The organism is Methylocystis sp. WRRC1, assembly GCF_020733155.1.
Lineage (GTDB): Bacteria > Pseudomonadota > Alphaproteobacteria > Rhizobiales > Beijerinckiaceae > Methylocystis.
Window position 1 is genome coordinate 2,210,379 of sequence record NZ_JAJFZJ010000001.1, and the last position, 14,370, is coordinate 2,224,748.

Annotated in this window: 16 protein-coding genes; 6 read left to right on the top strand and 10 right to left on the bottom strand. The window is 65.3% G+C overall.

Annotated features, from left to right (window positions below; all coding sequences use genetic code 11):
- Positions 1–133: 133 nt before the first annotated feature.
- Both LG047_RS10685 and LG047_RS10690 read right to left on the bottom strand, forming a co-directional pair.
- Entirely contained in the window at positions 134–985 is an 852-nt protein-coding gene (locus LG047_RS10685; protein WP_227966603.1) for an outer membrane protein, read from the bottom strand.
- Positions 986–1,192: 207 nt separating this feature from the next.
- Positions 1,193–2,503, bottom strand: coding sequence for a replication-associated recombination protein A (locus LG047_RS10690; protein WP_227966604.1), 1,311 nt, complete (start codon positions 2,501–2,503; stop codon positions 1,193–1,195).
- Between the two features lie 214 nt (positions 2,504–2,717).
- Here LG047_RS10690 and LG047_RS10695 point away from each other — a divergent pair, with 214 nt between their 5' ends.
- A complete protein-coding gene (locus LG047_RS10695; RefSeq protein WP_036284627.1) occupies positions 2,718–3,413 on the top strand; it encodes a ParA family protein in 696 nt (231 codons plus the stop codon).
- A gap of 60 nt (positions 3,414–3,473) precedes the next feature.
- Here LG047_RS10695 and LG047_RS10700 read toward each other — a convergent pair whose 3' ends face one another.
- The 3 genes from LG047_RS10700 to LG047_RS10710 form a co-directional block, all read right to left on the bottom strand.
- Positions 3,474–3,941 carry a GreA/GreB family elongation factor gene (locus tag LG047_RS10700; protein ID WP_036284629.1) on the bottom strand — a complete coding sequence of 156 codons (468 nt, stop codon included), beginning with the start codon at positions 3,939–3,941 and terminating at the stop codon, positions 3,474–3,476.
- A gap of 155 nt (positions 3,942–4,096) precedes the next feature.
- Positions 4,097–4,561: a nuclear transport factor 2 family protein gene (locus tag LG047_RS10705; protein WP_036284632.1), complete on the bottom strand. Its 465-nt coding sequence runs from the start codon at positions 4,559–4,561 to the stop codon at positions 4,097–4,099.
- Between the two features lie 62 nt (positions 4,562–4,623).
- On the bottom strand, positions 4,624–5,616 hold the full coding sequence (locus LG047_RS10710) for an MDR family oxidoreductase (protein ID WP_227966605.1): 993 nt from the start codon (positions 5,614–5,616) through the stop codon (positions 4,624–4,626).
- Between the two features lie 375 nt (positions 5,617–5,991).
- Between LG047_RS10710 and LG047_RS10715 the strand changes: the two genes are divergently transcribed.
- The gene (locus tag LG047_RS10715) at positions 5,992–6,399 is read left to right on the top strand and encodes a MucR family transcriptional regulator (protein WP_305080361.1); all 408 of its coding nucleotides are present in this window, start codon (positions 5,992–5,994) and stop codon (positions 6,397–6,399) included.
- Between the two features lie 192 nt (positions 6,400–6,591).
- A complete protein-coding gene (locus tag LG047_RS10720; RefSeq protein ID WP_227966607.1) occupies positions 6,592–7,176 on the top strand; it encodes an A24 family peptidase in 585 nt (194 codons plus the stop codon).
- Between the two features lie 11 nt (positions 7,177–7,187).
- On the opposite strand, the gene LG047_RS10725 is transcribed toward LG047_RS10720, so the two are convergent.
- From LG047_RS10725 to LG047_RS10745, 5 genes are read right to left on the bottom strand one after another with little or no spacing between them, the layout of a single operon-like run.
- The gene (locus tag LG047_RS10725) at positions 7,188–7,808 is read right to left on the bottom strand and encodes a prepilin-type N-terminal cleavage/methylation domain-containing protein (protein ID WP_227966612.1); all 621 of its coding nucleotides are present in this window, start codon (positions 7,806–7,808) and stop codon (positions 7,188–7,190) included.
- Positions 7,805–8,212 carry a type II secretion system protein gene (locus LG047_RS10730; protein WP_227966614.1) on the bottom strand — a complete coding sequence of 136 codons (408 nt, stop codon included), beginning with the start codon at positions 8,210–8,212 and terminating at the stop codon, positions 7,805–7,807. The genes LG047_RS10725 and LG047_RS10730 overlap by 4 nt, the downstream gene beginning before the upstream one ends.
- Entirely contained in the window at positions 8,197–8,658 is a 462-nt protein-coding gene (locus tag LG047_RS10735; RefSeq protein ID WP_036284645.1) for a GspH/FimT family pseudopilin, read from the bottom strand. Before LG047_RS10735 ends, LG047_RS10730 begins: the two co-directional genes overlap by 16 nt.
- Entirely contained in the window at positions 8,658–9,875 is a 1,218-nt protein-coding gene (locus tag LG047_RS10740; protein WP_036284648.1) for a type II secretion system F family protein, read from the bottom strand. Before LG047_RS10740 ends, LG047_RS10735 begins: the two co-directional genes overlap by 1 nt.
- Before the next feature lie 6 nt (positions 9,876–9,881).
- Entirely contained in the window at positions 9,882–11,639 is a 1,758-nt protein-coding gene (locus tag LG047_RS10745) for a GspE/PulE family protein (protein ID WP_255679562.1), read from the bottom strand.
- A 228-nt stretch (positions 11,640–11,867) separates the two neighbouring features.
- Here LG047_RS10745 and LG047_RS10750 point away from each other — a divergent pair, with 228 nt between their 5' ends.
- From LG047_RS10750 to gspM, 3 genes are all read left to right on the top strand, one after another.
- Positions 11,868–12,503 (top strand): DUF1190 domain-containing protein, encoded by a 636-nt coding sequence (locus LG047_RS10750; protein WP_227966617.1) that lies wholly within the window; start codon positions 11,868–11,870, stop codon positions 12,501–12,503.
- A gap of 140 nt (positions 12,504–12,643) precedes the next feature.
- Entirely contained in the window at positions 12,644–13,774 is a 1,131-nt protein-coding gene (locus LG047_RS10755; RefSeq protein WP_227966618.1) for a PilN domain-containing protein, read from the top strand.
- Positions 13,771–14,361, top strand: coding sequence for a type II secretion system protein GspM (gspM, locus tag LG047_RS10760; protein ID WP_227966619.1), 591 nt, complete (start codon positions 13,771–13,773; stop codon positions 14,359–14,361). The genes LG047_RS10755 and gspM overlap by 4 nt, the downstream gene beginning before the upstream one ends.
- Positions 14,362–14,370: the final 9 nt, after the last annotated feature.

The window sequence follows — 14,370 nt, forward strand, 5'->3', positions numbered from 1 at the left end:
GCCGGGACAGTCGCGCGCGGCGCGAATAGCTGCTTGATTCTCTTAGCGCCTGCGCCGCGTCCGGTCCATCGGCGCCAAAGAAAAAGCCCGGCCGCGAGGACCGGGCTTTTCCCGCTTCTGCGAGGAAGCGAAATCAGTATTTCGCCAGAACCGGGGCCGAGGCGAACGGGTTGAAGTGCCAGTTCAGGCCGGCGCGAACCGTGTGGAAGCGCGTGGGGGACTGGTTGGCGGCGGTGAAGTTCGTGCCCGTGTTGGTGAAGACGCTGAAGAAGCTCTGGTTGGTCACGCCGAGATCCGTGTAGAGATACTCGACCTTGAGCGACCAGGCCGGGAAGGCCATCGGCGTCCATTCCACGCCGCCGCCGGCCGTCCAGCCGGTGTTGGTGTTGCCGGACGTCGTCTGGCCCGTCTGCGCGAAGGGCACGGGGAAGGCCGCGAAGGGATAGTTGGCGACGCTGACCGTGTTGCTGACGTAGCCGTAGGCGAAGCCGGCCGTGCCGTAAACCATGAGGTTCGGGTAGGACGGCATCACGAGGCCGAGGCGGCCGCGAACCGTGCCGAACCAGTCGACGTATTTATTGGTGTTGAGCGCCGCAAGGCCGCCGAACCAGTTGCTCGGCATCCAGTTGTTCTGCTGGGAATTGATGTCAGCCGCCTGGATGTCCGCCTCGGCGCCGATGACCAGCCAGGGCGAATACTGATAGTTGTAGCCGATCTGGCCGCCGCCGATGACGCCCTGGGCGCTCGGATTGGCCGTCCAGGTCGCGCCGCTGAGGAGCAGCGGATCCGCGAAATAGCCCCAGCCGGCGCCGCCCGCGTTGAAGCTGTAGCCGATGTTCACACCGCCGTAGAGGCCGGTCCAGGTGAAGGTGGGCGGCGGCGGGATATAGGCCGGGGGGGCCTTGCGGGAAGGAAGGTCGGCGGCGAGAGCCGATCCGGCGACGAGCGCCAGCGCGAGGCCGGCGGCGACAGGCAATTTGGTCATTTGTGACGCCCTCGTGTGTAAATTTTCTAATGCGGTTGTCGTCGCCCGGTCCTGCTGACCACCGCTTCAGCGACATCCCCACCGTCCCGAAAAGACTTACGGCCGAAGCTCGGACACGGTCAACGAAAAGGCGGACTGAACAAGGCGCGTGCATTGCGTTTGCCGACGCGCGTGACAATTCGGCAACAGAATTGGCGCCCCCGGCGGCTATTTCTCGCCCCGCTCGCGGCGCAGGCGCTCCCAATAATCGAGCCGCTTCGCGAGCTCGCGCTCAAATCCGCGCTCGACCGGCCGATAGAGCTTCTGCCGTTTCAGCGAATCAGGCCAGTAGTTCTGTCCCGAGAAGGCGTCGGGCGCGTCATGGTCATATTCGTAGCCCTCGCCATAGCCCTCCTCGCGCATCAACTTCGTCGGCGCATTCAGGATGATCCGGGGCGGCATGAGCGACCCCTTCTCCTCCGCCAGCCGCCGCGCCTTCTTGTAGGCGACATAGCCCGCGTTGGATTTGGGCGCGGTGGCGACATAGATCACCGCCTGCGCGAGCGCGAGTTCGCCCTCGGGGCTGCCCAGAAAATCATAGGCGTCCTTCGCCGCATTGGCGACGACGAGCGCGTGCGGGTCGGCGAGCCCGATGTCCTCGACGGCCATGCGCACGATTCGCCGCGCCAGAAACAGAGGGTCTTCGCCCGCGTCCAGCATGCGCGCGAAATAATAGAGCGCCGCGTCCGGGTCCGAGCCGCGCACGCATTTGTGCAGGGCGCTGATGAGATTGTAGTGGCCCTCCTGCGCCTTGTCATAGATGGGCGCGCGCCGCTGCACGACCTCCGACAGGCCGGCGCGGTCGAAGATTTCGCCTTCATGCGCGGCGCGCCAGATTTCCTCGCAAAGCGTGAGCGCCGCTCGGCCGTCGCCGTCGGCCATCGCAACGAGCGCCTCGCGGGCGTCGGCGTCGAGCGGCAGCGTCTTGCCCTCGGCCGCCTCGGCGCGCGTGAGAAGCTTCTCGATCGCCGCCTCGTCGAGCGACCTGAATGTCATCACGCGCGCGCGGGAGAGCAACGCCGCATTGAGTTCGAAGGAAGGGTTCTCCGTCGTCGCGCCGATCAGCGTGATGGTGCCGTCCTCCATCACCGGCAGGAAGGAATCCTGTTGGGCGCGATTGAAGCGATGGATCTCGTCGACGAAGAGCAGCGTGCCCTGTCCCGCGGCGCGGCGCGCGCGCGCGGCGTCGAATGTTTTCTTGAGGTCGGCGACGCCCGAGAAGATCGCCGAGATCTGAACGAAGGCGAGCTTCGTTTCATGTGCGAGAAGCCGCGCGACCGTCGTCTTGCCGGTGCCGGGCGGCCCCCAGAAGATCAGCGAGCCCAGCGACCCGGCGCGAATGAGCCGCGTCAGCGCGCCCTCGGGGCCGAGGAGATGATCCTGCCCCGCAACTTCGTCGAGCCGCGCCGGGCGCAACCGGTCCGCGAGCGGCCGGGGCGCGCCTTCCTCGAGTTTCGCGGCCTGGAACAGATCAGACATCGGCAAGCCTGGACGACTAATGCACGCCGGGAACGGCGGTGATGAGCGCTGTGATTAAAAGCTGATTACCACCTCGACGCCGCGTTAACCAATGATTAACCTGCCGCAAGAATTGCGATTCGGGTAAATCGCGCGATCCATGTTTTCACGGCCCGGGTTTTCTTGGAGCGTAAGTTTTAAAGCGTCGAAACCAACCAACAAGACGGAACGCGACATGCGCATTATCTCTTTCGTTACGCAGAAGGGCGGCGCCGGTAAAAGCACGCTCGCCAGCAGCGTCGCGGTCGCGGCGCGAGAGGCTGGAGAACGCGTCTTCATCATCGATCTCGACCCGTTGCAGACGCTCGTGAAATGGTCGGGCGCGCGCGGGGCGACCGACATTGCGGTCGAGCACGTGCCGCCATCGAAACTGACGAAAGCGCTCGCCGCTCTCGAGAAGAAAGGCGTGAGCCTCGTCGTCATCGATGCGCCGGGCCAGGACGGCGAATATTCCGCCGCCGCCATGCGCGTCGCCGATCTCTGCGTCATTCCCGCGCGGCCGAACGCCTTCGATCTCTGGGCGAGCGAGGCGACCCGCGCGCAGGTGAAGGACAAGGGCCGCGATTACGCCTTCCTGCTGAACCAGTGTCCGCCGTCGCAGCAGAGCGCGCGCGTCGAACTCGGCGCGAAGGCCTTGCAGGCGATGGGCGGGCTGCTCGCGCCGCTCGTTTCGGCGCGCGTCGATTATCAGGAGGCCGCGCGCCTCGGTCAGGGCGTCAGCGAATTCAACCCGCATGGCGTCGCCGCGGCGGAGATGCGCGAGCTCTGGAATTCGATCAAGCGCCGCCTGAAACGCGGCGCGGCGAAGCCAGCGCAAAAAGCCGTCGAGACCGCGAAGGCGAGTCGCAAGCCGACGAAAAAGGCCGCCTGAGAATCAAAAACAAAAAAAGCCGCGCGGGCGTTGCGCGCGGCTTTTTTGCAGCGCCCGTCCTCAGCCGATCTCGACGATCCTGGCGCTGTGGTGGATCACCTCCGCCTTGTCGCCGACGGTCTTGCCCATCAGCGCGGTCGCCAGCGGCGCGACATAGGGGATGAGCCCTTTCGCCGGATCGGCCTCGTCTTCGCCGACGAGGCGGAAGGCGCGGCGCTCGCCGCCTTCGAGCTCCACCACGACGCGATGGCCGAAGCGCACATGCGAATGATCGGCGATCGGACGGATCACCTCCGCGCTCGCCCGCCGCGCCGTCCAGTAGCGCAGATCGCGCTGCGCCAGCGCCAGCGCGTGATTGTCGTCGTTCGCCGTCGCTTTCTCGATTTCGCCGTGAAGCCGGTGAAGCTCGCGCTCGATCTGCTCCAGTCCTTCCGGCGTCACGAGGTTGCGATGCGGGCTGACCGGGCGATCCGGCAGATCCTCCCGGGGATTGTCGTCTTCCTGTTCCTTGGTGAAAGCCGAACTCATGCGGTTAACCTTCAATCGTCGCGTCGCGGACGGAAAAAACGATCGGCCCAGATCGGGCCGTGACGCAGGTATTAGACCCGAGACGCGCCCCGATGTCGAGAATGACGCCCCCCAATGCGACAATTCGCTCACGCTCGCGCTGATCGACGTCGGTGTCAAAGGCCAAGGTCGGAGAGGCCCGGATGATCGGCCGGGCGGGGCCCCTGCGGCCAGTGGAATTTGCGCTCGTCTTCCCTGATCGGCAGGTCGTTGATGCTGGCGATGCGCAGCCGCATCAGCCCATGCCCGTCGAACTCCCAATTCTCATTGCCATAGGCCCGAAACCAGTTGCCCGCGTCGTCGCGCCATTCATAGGCGAAGCGCACGGCGATGCGGTTGTCGCGCCATGTCCAGAGCTCCTTGATCAGCCGGTAGTCCAGTTCGCGCGTCCATTTGCGGGTGAGAAAAGCCTCGATCTCGGCGCGCCCGCTCAGAAATTCGGCGCGATTTCGCCATCGGCTGTCCTCGCTGTAGGCCAGAGCCACCCGCGCGGGATCGCGGCCGTTCCAGGCGTCCTCGGCCATACGCACTTTCTGTGTCGCCGTCTCCAGCGTGAAGGGCGGCAAGGGCGGTCGGGACATGAGTCGCTCCTGAATATTGCGAGGCAAAACCAGGTTGAGGGTCGCCGATCGTCGGCGACGCATCAAGCATGAGAAATCTCGATCACGACGCGTCCGCGAATCTTGCCGGTCACGATCGTGCTGGCGCGCTCCAGCGCTTGCTCGAAGGGAATGATCTCCATCATCGAATCGATCATCGCCGGATCGATGTCGGCGGCGATGCGCGCCCAGGCCGCGCGGCGCAGGGCGATTCGCGGCCTTATGCTTTCGACGCCGAGCAGCGACACGCCGCGCAGGATGAAGGGCGCGACCGTCGTCGGCAGATCCATGCCGCCGACATTTCCGCAGGCGGCGATTGCGCCGTCGAATTGCGTCTGTGCGAGAAGATTGACGAGCGTCACGCCGCCGACCGTGTCGATTCCCGCCGCGAATCGTTGCGTCTGCAGCGGCTTGCCAGGCGAGGCGAGCGATTCGCGCAGGATGATTTCCCCGGCGCCGAGCGAGTGGAGATACTCCGCTTCCGCCGCATGTCCGGTGACGGCGGCGACGCGCCAGCCGGCGCTGGCGAGGAGCGCGACCGCGAAGGAGCCGACGCCGCCCGTCGCGCCCGTGACGACCGAAAGTCCGTCCGCCGGCGAAAGTCCATGACGCTCCAGCGCCAGCACGCAGAGCATGGCGGTCAGTCCCGCGGTGCCGATGGTCATGGCGCGCGCGGGCGTCAGCGAATCAGGCAGCCTGACCAGCCAGTCGCCGTTGACGCGCGCCTTCTGCGCAAAGCCGCCGTAATGTGATTCGCCGAGGCCGCAGCCGGTGGCGACGACAATGTCGCCCGGCCTGAAGTCGCCGTGCGCGGAATGGGTCACGCGTCCTGCGAGATCGACTCCGGGAATCATGGGGAAGCGCCTGACGACGGGTCCCTTGCCGGTCACGGCGAGGCCGTCCTTGTAGTTGATGGCGGAATGGGTGACGTCGAGCTCCACGTCGCCCGGCATCAGATCCTTCTCGCTCATCTCGACATAAGCGGCTGTGCTGGAAGTTGCGTCCTTGTCGATCCGGATCGCTCTGAAAGAGGACAATTCTTGCTCCCGGGAGGAATTTCTTGCCGACGCAGGATTCGCGGAAGAGTTGCATCCTGCAAGCAAAAGCGAGGCAGACGGCAAAATATGCCGATCATGGCCGCCCCGAAAAGATTAATCCGCAGGATACAATCGGAAACTCGGCGCGCGAAGGCGGTGGAAACACTCTCACAATATTCGAATTCTGATCAAAGAAAAAATTGTCCGATAATTCTTGCCGATAAGAAAACCATCCGGTAAAGTATTACATATCTTCGCCAGTTCGACGGAACCAACTCCCGCAACAGGTTTAGTGTGAGCCTTTACGGGGCGGCGGCGGCTTTCGCGAAAGACGGCTCGGTCTTTCCAGATCAAGAGAAGGCAATGAGCGACCCAATGAATGTCTCGAACAACATCGAACTCGCGGCGGACATCGTATCGGCGTATGTGAGCAATAATTCCGTTCCCGCCGCGGATTTGCCGGCGCTGATCAGCGAAGTCTACAACGCGCTGCTGCGCGTGGGCTCCAGCGTCGCCGCGGCGCCGGCGGAGCCGCCGAAGCCCGCGATCGCCGTCAAGAAATCGGTGACCACCGATTACATCATCTGCCTCGAGGACGGTAAGAAGTTCAAATCGCTCAAGCGCCATCTGCGCACGCAATACGGTCTCTCGCCGGAAGAATATCGGGAGAAATGGGGCCTGCCCCCGGACTATCCGATGGTCGCCCCCAATTACGCGAAGGCCCGCTCCAATCTCGCCAAACAGATGGGGCTCGGCCAGCAGCGCCGTCGCCGCGGCAAATAAGAACGTCGCGCCGGGTCGAAAAACGCCCGCCGTTCCCGGGAGCGGCGGGATTTTTTATGCGATATTGATTAATCCCCTGCGCCATCTTCGACGCGATGCGCAGATCAGCCTCTCGATCCAGCGGGCGTCATGCGCGCCAGAACCATGCTCACTTGCTTCAAGGCGTCGCCCAGCTGCGGCCGTCGGCGGCGCGTGCTAGCGCCTCTCGCGCGCGATATCGCGCTCGCCCGCGGATCGGGACGAGCGCTCGCGCCAGCCGCCTGGGCGGCTTTTTTCGGTCTCGCCTATCTTTTCACGCGGGCTCCGGAATTCGGCCTCTATCTCGCGCCCGGCGTCGCCCTGTTTCTCGCGCTTTGCCTCGCCGCCTTGTTCGACATTCGCTATTTCATCATTCCCGACGGGCCGCTCTGGTTTCTTTTTGCGATCGGCGCGGCGACGACGCTCCTGGGCGCGCCGGAGGAAACGCCCGACCGGCTCGCGGCCGCCGCGACCGGTTATGCGGCCCTGTGGATCGTCGATCGCGCCTATGAGCGGCTGCGCGGTTTTCCCGGAGTGGGGGAAGCCGACGCCCGGCTCTTCGCCGCGGCCGGCCTGTGGCTCGGGTTTCGCGGTCTGCCCAGTTGCCTCGTCTTTGCGGTGCTATCGGCGCTCGTCGCCGCCGTCCTTTCCATCCGTGAGGGCTCGCTTCAAAGCGCGCGCGAGCCCATCCCCTTCGGGCCTCATCTCGCGCTCGGGCTCTGGCTCGTCTGGGTGCTCGGCCCGCTCGAATTCGGTTGAGCGTCAGGCGTTCATTGCTGGCGAATCGCGACCGTGGCGGAGGCCTCGATCACGCGGCCGAGGCGATTGGCCCCGATCTTCACGCTGATCAGCTTCGGCATGCCGGCGCGATTGGTCCAGGTCGGCGTCCATACGCTGGGCTTTCCCACCTCCGGCGAGCCGAAATAGGAAAGTTCGAAGGAGGCGACGTCTTTCAGAATCACTGTTTTCGTCATCGAGTTGCGATCGACCCCGAAACCCGGCGGCGTGCGAAAGACCTGCGTCCACACCGCAAGCTGCGGCCCCTCCTTCGCGACGTCGCCGCCAATCTCGGTGAGAAGCAGCCCGCCCCATTGTCCGCCGCCCTCGCTGAGCGAGATGAAGCGACAGGAGTCGGGCGTGCCCTGGAACTGGGATTGTGGCGTTTCGGCGCTCTGGGTCGTGATAGTGATGGCGTAGCCGCGCGCGAGCAGCCCCGTCACGCTGCGCAAGGCCATCTCGACTTCGTCCAGCGCCTCGCTGGCGCGCGTCGTCTCCCAGCTCCGGCGTCCGAGATGGATGCCCCCGAGGATCGAGGCGGTGATCAGGGACAGCAAGCTGATGGCGAGCAGAAGTTCGAGCAGAGTGAAGCCATTGCGCGCGCGCAGCTTCATTGGCCGCGCTCCTCCATGGTGACCAGTTTGACGGTCGAAAGGACGAAATTGTCCCCATATCCGGACGCGCGCTCGATGAGGAGCGTGGCGTGGAAGGTCATGCCGATCGGCGCCCCTGTCACTCCTTTCACGGTCTTGCCCGGCCTGACGACGAGCCGCCACAGCAGGCCGTCGCTATATGTTCCGGTCGTTTCGCCCGTCGGAATTTGCCCGTCTGCCCCCAGAGCGTCGAGTTGCGAGGCTCCCTGTCTCGCGGCGCGCACGAGAAAATCCGCGCGCGATTCGTTTCGCACGCCGCCGCTCACGCCATTGAGAAGCTGCGACAGCACGAGCGCGAGAATCGCGAAGGCGGCCAGCGATTCGATGAGCGAGAAGCCCCGCCGGCGCTTCAACCGAGGGCGCATCTTATTTCGCCTGTCAGCCAGTTCACGCCGATCGTCGCTCGCCCATTCGGCGCCTCTATGGTGATGTCGCCGCCCGTGGAGCTTCCATCGGGAAAGAAGGTGAACCCTCCCCTGTTCCCGCTTAGCTGTTGCGAATTGGCGATCTCAAGCTTGATCGTCGTCTCCTCCGGCAGCAGCCCTTCGCCGCCGACGGGGGATGTGTAGCTCTTGCGTTCGAGGTCGATGACGACGGCGGTCTCGCTGTTCGTCCCGATGGCGCGCGCGCGCGTCGCGCGCAGCGTCCCGCAGAGCCCGCGCGTCGCGCTTTCGAGCCGCAGCCGGCTCGAGGGAGAGCGCACGAGTTGCGAGCCCATGCCGGCGAGAAGCGCGATCAATCCCATCACGACGAGCGTCTCCATGAGCGTGAAGCCCGCCCGGCGGCCTCTCTTGCGATGGAGCTGCGGCATTATTTGCCCGCAAGTTCGTTGATGCCGAGCACCGCGTCCATCACGGTCATGATCAGCCCGCCGACGACGCCGGCGATGGCGATTGTGAGCACGGGCGTCAAGAGCCCCATCGCCCGTTCGATGGAACGCTGCGTCTGCCGCTCGAACATGGTTGCGACGCGCAACAGCATGTCGTCGAGCTGGCCGGTCTCCTCGCCGATCGAAATCATCTGCGGCGCGACGGGCGGGATGAAGGCGACGCCCCCGAGCGAACCGGAGAGATGCGCGCCGCCGCGCACCGCCTCGATCACGCCGGCGAGCTCCGCGTTGAGATAATGATTCACCACCGCGGCGCGCGCGCTCTCGAGGCCCTGAAGCAGCGGCACGCCGGCCTTCAGCATGGAGCCGAGCGTGCGGGCGAATCGCGCCGTCGCGAATTGCGCCAGCAGAGGGCCGACCACCGGCAGGCGCAGGTAGAAACGGTCCTTGGCGATGAGCCAGGCCGGCCGGGTCTGCGCCATCCGGCGCAGCAGGAAAAGCGTCGCGACAATGACGCCGAGAACGATGCCGATCGTGCCGGCGTTCGCCTCCGTGTCGATGATGAACTGGAGGCCCGAGGGCATGGGCTTGCCATTGTCGGCGAAGATCGGGGCGATGCTCGGCACGAGCGTTCCGAGAACGACGCCCGTCGAGATGAGCGCAAGCGTGATGAGCAGCGCCGGATAGACGAGCGCGCTCTGGATGCGCCCGCGCAATTCGAGCTGGCGCTCCAGCATGTCGGCGAGATCGGTCATCGCCGCCCCGACCTTGCCGACGGTTTCGCCCTCGCGCACGACGTTGATGTATTCCCGGCCGAAGACGTCGGGCCGTTTCGACATGGCGTCGGAGAGAGACGCGCCGTCGACGATCTGCGTCAATATGTCCTGAGCGAGGTCGCGCAGCACGGGGCTGGCGCTCTGCGCGGAGAGAATCCTGAGGCTCTGGTCGAGCGGCACATTCGCCTGTTCGAGCGTGGCGAATTCGCGCGTGAAGGAGGCGATCTGCGCCGCATTCGGACCGCGCTTGCCGAAGGACTTGTTCAGGATGCTCGTCTTGGCCGCGCCGGCCTCCTTCGTCTCGAAAGGCGTCAGCCCTCGACGAAAAAGCGTGTCTTCCGCCTCGGCGGCGGAACGGGCCTCGATCTCGCCTTCCTGGAGATCGCCGACGGCGCTGAAGGCGCGGTATTTGAAGGTCGGCATCTGCTATCAATCCATCCGCGTGACGCGCATGACTTCGTCGACGCTGGTCTCGCCGCGCCAGGCCTTGCCCATGCCGCACTGATACATCGTCGTCATGCCGTTTTCGCGCGCCGCCGCCTCCAGCGTGGCGTCGGGCGCGTTCTCGCAGACGAGGCGCTGGAGTCGCTCGTTCATAACCAGCAGCTCGGCGATGGTCGAGCGCCCCGAATAGCCGAGGTTGCGGCAGTGCGGGCAGCCCTTGGGCGCCGAGAGGCGGTCGGGCTCCGATGCGAACTCCTCCGTCGCAAGCTGCTTGCGCCATTGCTCGCGCGTCTCCAGAGGCGTCGCGCAATGCTGGCAGAGGCGGCGCACGAGGCGCTGCGCAAGGACCGCCTTCACCGTGGAGGCGATGAGATAGCTTTCCACGCCCATGTCGATCAGTCGGGTGATCGACGCCGCCGCGCTGTTGGTGTGCAGCGTCGAGAACACGAGATGGCCCGTGAGCGACGCCTGAATGGCGATGCTCGCCGTCGCCGCGTCGCGAATCTCGCCGATCATGATGATGTCGGGGTCCTGGCGCAGGATGGCGCGCAGCGTGCTCGGGAAGTCGAGGCCGATCGCCGGCTGCACCTGCACCTGATTGACGCCCGCGAGCTGATATTCGATCGGGTCCTCGACCGTGAAGACTTTCACGTCGGGCTGCGTCAACTCCCTCAGCGCGGTGTAGAGCGTCGTGGTCTTGCCGCTGCCGGTGGGGCCGGTGACGAGCACGATGCCATTGGGATTGCGCATGGTCTTGCGCAGTATCCCCGTCGTTTTGGGCTCGAATCCCAGCGTCTGGAAGTCGAGCGAGACCTGGCTGCGGTCGAGAATACGCAGCACGATGCTCTCGCCATGGGCCGTCGGCAGGGTCGAGACGCGGAAGTCGATGTCGACGCCGCGGATGGCGAGCTTGATGCGTCCGTCCTGCGGCAGGCGCCGCTCGGCGATGTCGAGCCGCGCCATGATCTTGATGCGCGAGGCGATGGCGGCCTTCAGACCCGGCGGCAGGGTTTCGGCCGTGCGCAGGGCGCCGTCGACGCGATAGCGGACCTGCACGGCTTCCAGCGAGGGCTCGATATGAATGTCGGAGGCGCGCTGTTCGATGGCGTCGGCGACGATCTGGTTCACGCGGCGGACGACCGGCGCCTCGTTTGCGATGTCGCGCAGGCGCTGCAGGTCGAATTCGCTCGCGTCATTGGCGCGAAGGTCGGAATCGACGAACGCGACGCCGTCCTGTTTCGCGCCGTAGAGCGTCGACCAGGCCTTCTCGAACTGCGCCGGCGTCGCGAGCTTGAGGGCGATCTCATAGCCGGTCGAATAGGCGAGCGCGTCCACGGGTTCGAGATCGAGCGGATCCGTCACGGCGAGGGTGAGACGCCCGTCCTCGACAAAGAGCGGAAGCAGGCCGTTCGCGCGGATGAATTTCTCCGGAATGGCGTCGGCGAGCGGCGCCTCCACCGGGATTTCGCGCGGCTCCAGCTGGGGGATGTGAAGAAACTTTCCAAGGAGCGCCCACAGGTCCGTCTCGGAGATGAGGCCGAGCTTGGTCAGCACATGGTCGAAGCGTTCGCCGCTTTGACGCGCGGCGCGCTGCGAGCGTTGCAGCGCGAGTTCGTCGAGCGCTCTCTCGCGAAGGAGAAAGTCGCCGAAGGCTTCGGCGAATTCCGGACTCTGGGGGTCCACCCGCCGGGCCAGGCCTGAATGTCCGGCGACGTCTTCCCGGAAAGTCGATTGAGCCTGCATCTTCACCCTTTGCTGAAGCCGAATCAATAGTTAAGCTCGCGCATCGACACGCTGCGCCATTCTCAATGTAGTGTGTCGGACGCCGGAATGACACAATTGCGCGTCAATTGGATCATCCACCCGATCGCCTGTCGAGCATTTTTGTCGATGTCGAACGCACAAGCCCTTGTTGCAGAGAGGTTTAGCGCGCGTCCTGCGCTCAGGTCCCGATTGCGCGTGATTTGCCTCGTGGCCTCTGGCTTTCTACCGGCGGCCGGCGCTGACGCCGCGACGCCGGGCAAATCCTATTTTTTCGCCACGCGCGACGCCTGCGTCGCCTCCGGCGTTTTCCTCAAGCGTGAATGCGACGCCGCATTCGCCAACGCCAGCGCAGAGCTTGTGGATCGGTCGCCGCGTTTCGCGACGGGCGCGGACTGCCGGTTGCGCTTTCATTTATGCGAAATGCGACGCGTCGCTCCCGAGGAAGACCGCGAGACGGCGGCAGCCGAGGAGGAGCCCGGACGCTTCGTTCCGATGGCGCTCGGCGTCGAAATGGTCGCGACCGGCAAGGGCGTCATGGCCGCGCCGGTGCTCGCGGTCGAGACTCCCGCGAGCCTCTTCCCCAAGGTCGCTGTAGCCCGCGCCTACGAGGCCCGCGATATGGAGCCGCCGAAAAAAGAAGCCGCCAACAGCACGATCCTGCCCGCCGATCATTTCGAGCCGTTCAGGAAACGCCGGCCCTTCGACGGCGCGGCGACCTTCAGCGCCTATGCGCTGGGCGCGCTCGGCGATACGCCGCACATCGAGGCTGCGCAGAGTTTCGCTTCGCAGGAGTCGCCGGAGGAGCGGCGCGCCCGGCTCAAAAACGCGCCGTTCATCGAATAGCCGGGCTGGAATAATCGGGTTCGCATACGACATTGCCAGTCAGTAGCCCGAAGGCTATGAGTTTCATCCGCCATGTCGTCGATGTAATCGCGCAAGCCGCGCGGCTCGGCGGCGGGCTCACGCGTCGAAGGTGATGGTTCGTGGCAAGCGAGTTTTGGACGCGCGACGTTCTCGAAGGGTCGCTCAAAGCCGCGGCCGCGCGCTTTTTCGAGTGGTATCGCTCGGAGTTTTTTGCGCTTTTTCCGCCCAAGACGGCGGCATGGCTCTCCGATCGCGGCGATCGCGAACTGATTCTTCGCGCGGGGGAGCGCGAACTCTGGCTCGTGGACGCGCGCGGCGCGCCGGCCTGGAGCCTTTCGGTCGACGAAATCGCGGCGTCCTCGCTCGAGGAGGCGTTGTCGCGGCGCGGCGTGACGCGAAAAACCGCCAAGATCGGCCTCGAAATCGACGGGTCGGCGTTCTTCGTCCGACGCTTCGACATTCCGGCCGTCGCCGCGTCGAATCTCCCCCGGCTGCTGATCGCCGATATCGAGAGAAAGACGCCTTTCCGGCTGTCGGACGTGATCTATGGCCATGCGACGGCCAAACATCCCGTTTCGCCGGACAAGTTGAGCGTCAGCCTCTGGATCCTGCGTCGTGACATGGTTGTGCGGGCGATCGAGAATTCGGGTCTGGCGATGACCGATCTGGCGTTCGTGCGGCCGAGCGGGCTGAGCCCTATGGCGGGCCCGGCGCCCGTCATTGTTCTGGAGGCGACAAGCGAGAGCTCGCACCTTTTCCGTAATGTGGCGATCGGGCTTTGCGCGGCGACCGCCTTGCTCGCGGCGCTGGGGGTCGGCGCAACACTTTGGCGGCAGTCCGCGACGAACGAGGAGCTCGACGCGAAAATCCAGGAAATGTCGGCGCGCGCCGCGAAGGTGCGGCAGATCGCCGATCGCGCCTCGGCGGAAAGCCGGCTGCTCTCCGTGCTGCGCAACGCGCGCCGCACCGGGCCGCTATTCGCCGATCTCTGGGAGGAAACCGCGCGTCTTCTGCCGGACGGGGCCTATGTCACCGATCTGCGCATCACCGAGCCCCGCGCCAATGAGCGCGCGCTCGAACTCGTCGGCTTCGCGGATTCCGCGGTCGGACTTCCGGCGCTGTTCGAAAAGTCGCCGTTTTTCTCGGACGCCGGTTTGACGGCGGCGATCACCCCGGACGCGCATGAGAAAAAAGAAGGCTTCTCGCTGGCGGCCAGGATCCGGCAGCCCAATGTGACGGCGGCGAAATGAAGTGGGACGACATCCGGCGGACGCCGATCGGCAGACGCGCCGCCTTTGCGGCCGTCAATATTCTGATTCTCGCCGCCATTTATCTCATCGCCGTCGAGCCCGCCCGGCGGATGGTCGCCGAGAGCGCCGACACGATCGCGCAGCGCCGTCTGACGCTCGCGCGTTACGAGGCTGTCGCGGCGCAGGAAGAGGCGATCCACGAATACGCCCGGCAGGTCGACGAGATCAACGCGCGCGGCGAACTGATCGCCGGAGACAGCGAGGGCATCGTCAACGCCAATCTGCAGGCGCGGCTGAAGGCGCTCGCCGAGGAAGCCAAAGTCAGCGTCAGGTCGATCCAGGTCCTTCCGGCGCGATCCTTCCAGGGCGTCACGCTGGTCGGCGCGCGCATCGACGTCGCCGGCACGCATGACTCCGTTCACGCTTTGGCGCGAGCGGTCGAGGGCGAGCCGCCGCTGCTGATCGTGACCACGGCGACGCTGCGCGGACAATCGATGATGTGGGGCTCCCCGGGAGAGGCCCCCGACGAACTCGAGGCGCAATTCGACGTCTATGGCGGCGCGCCGTCATTGAAAGCCCATCCGTGAGCGCCCCGC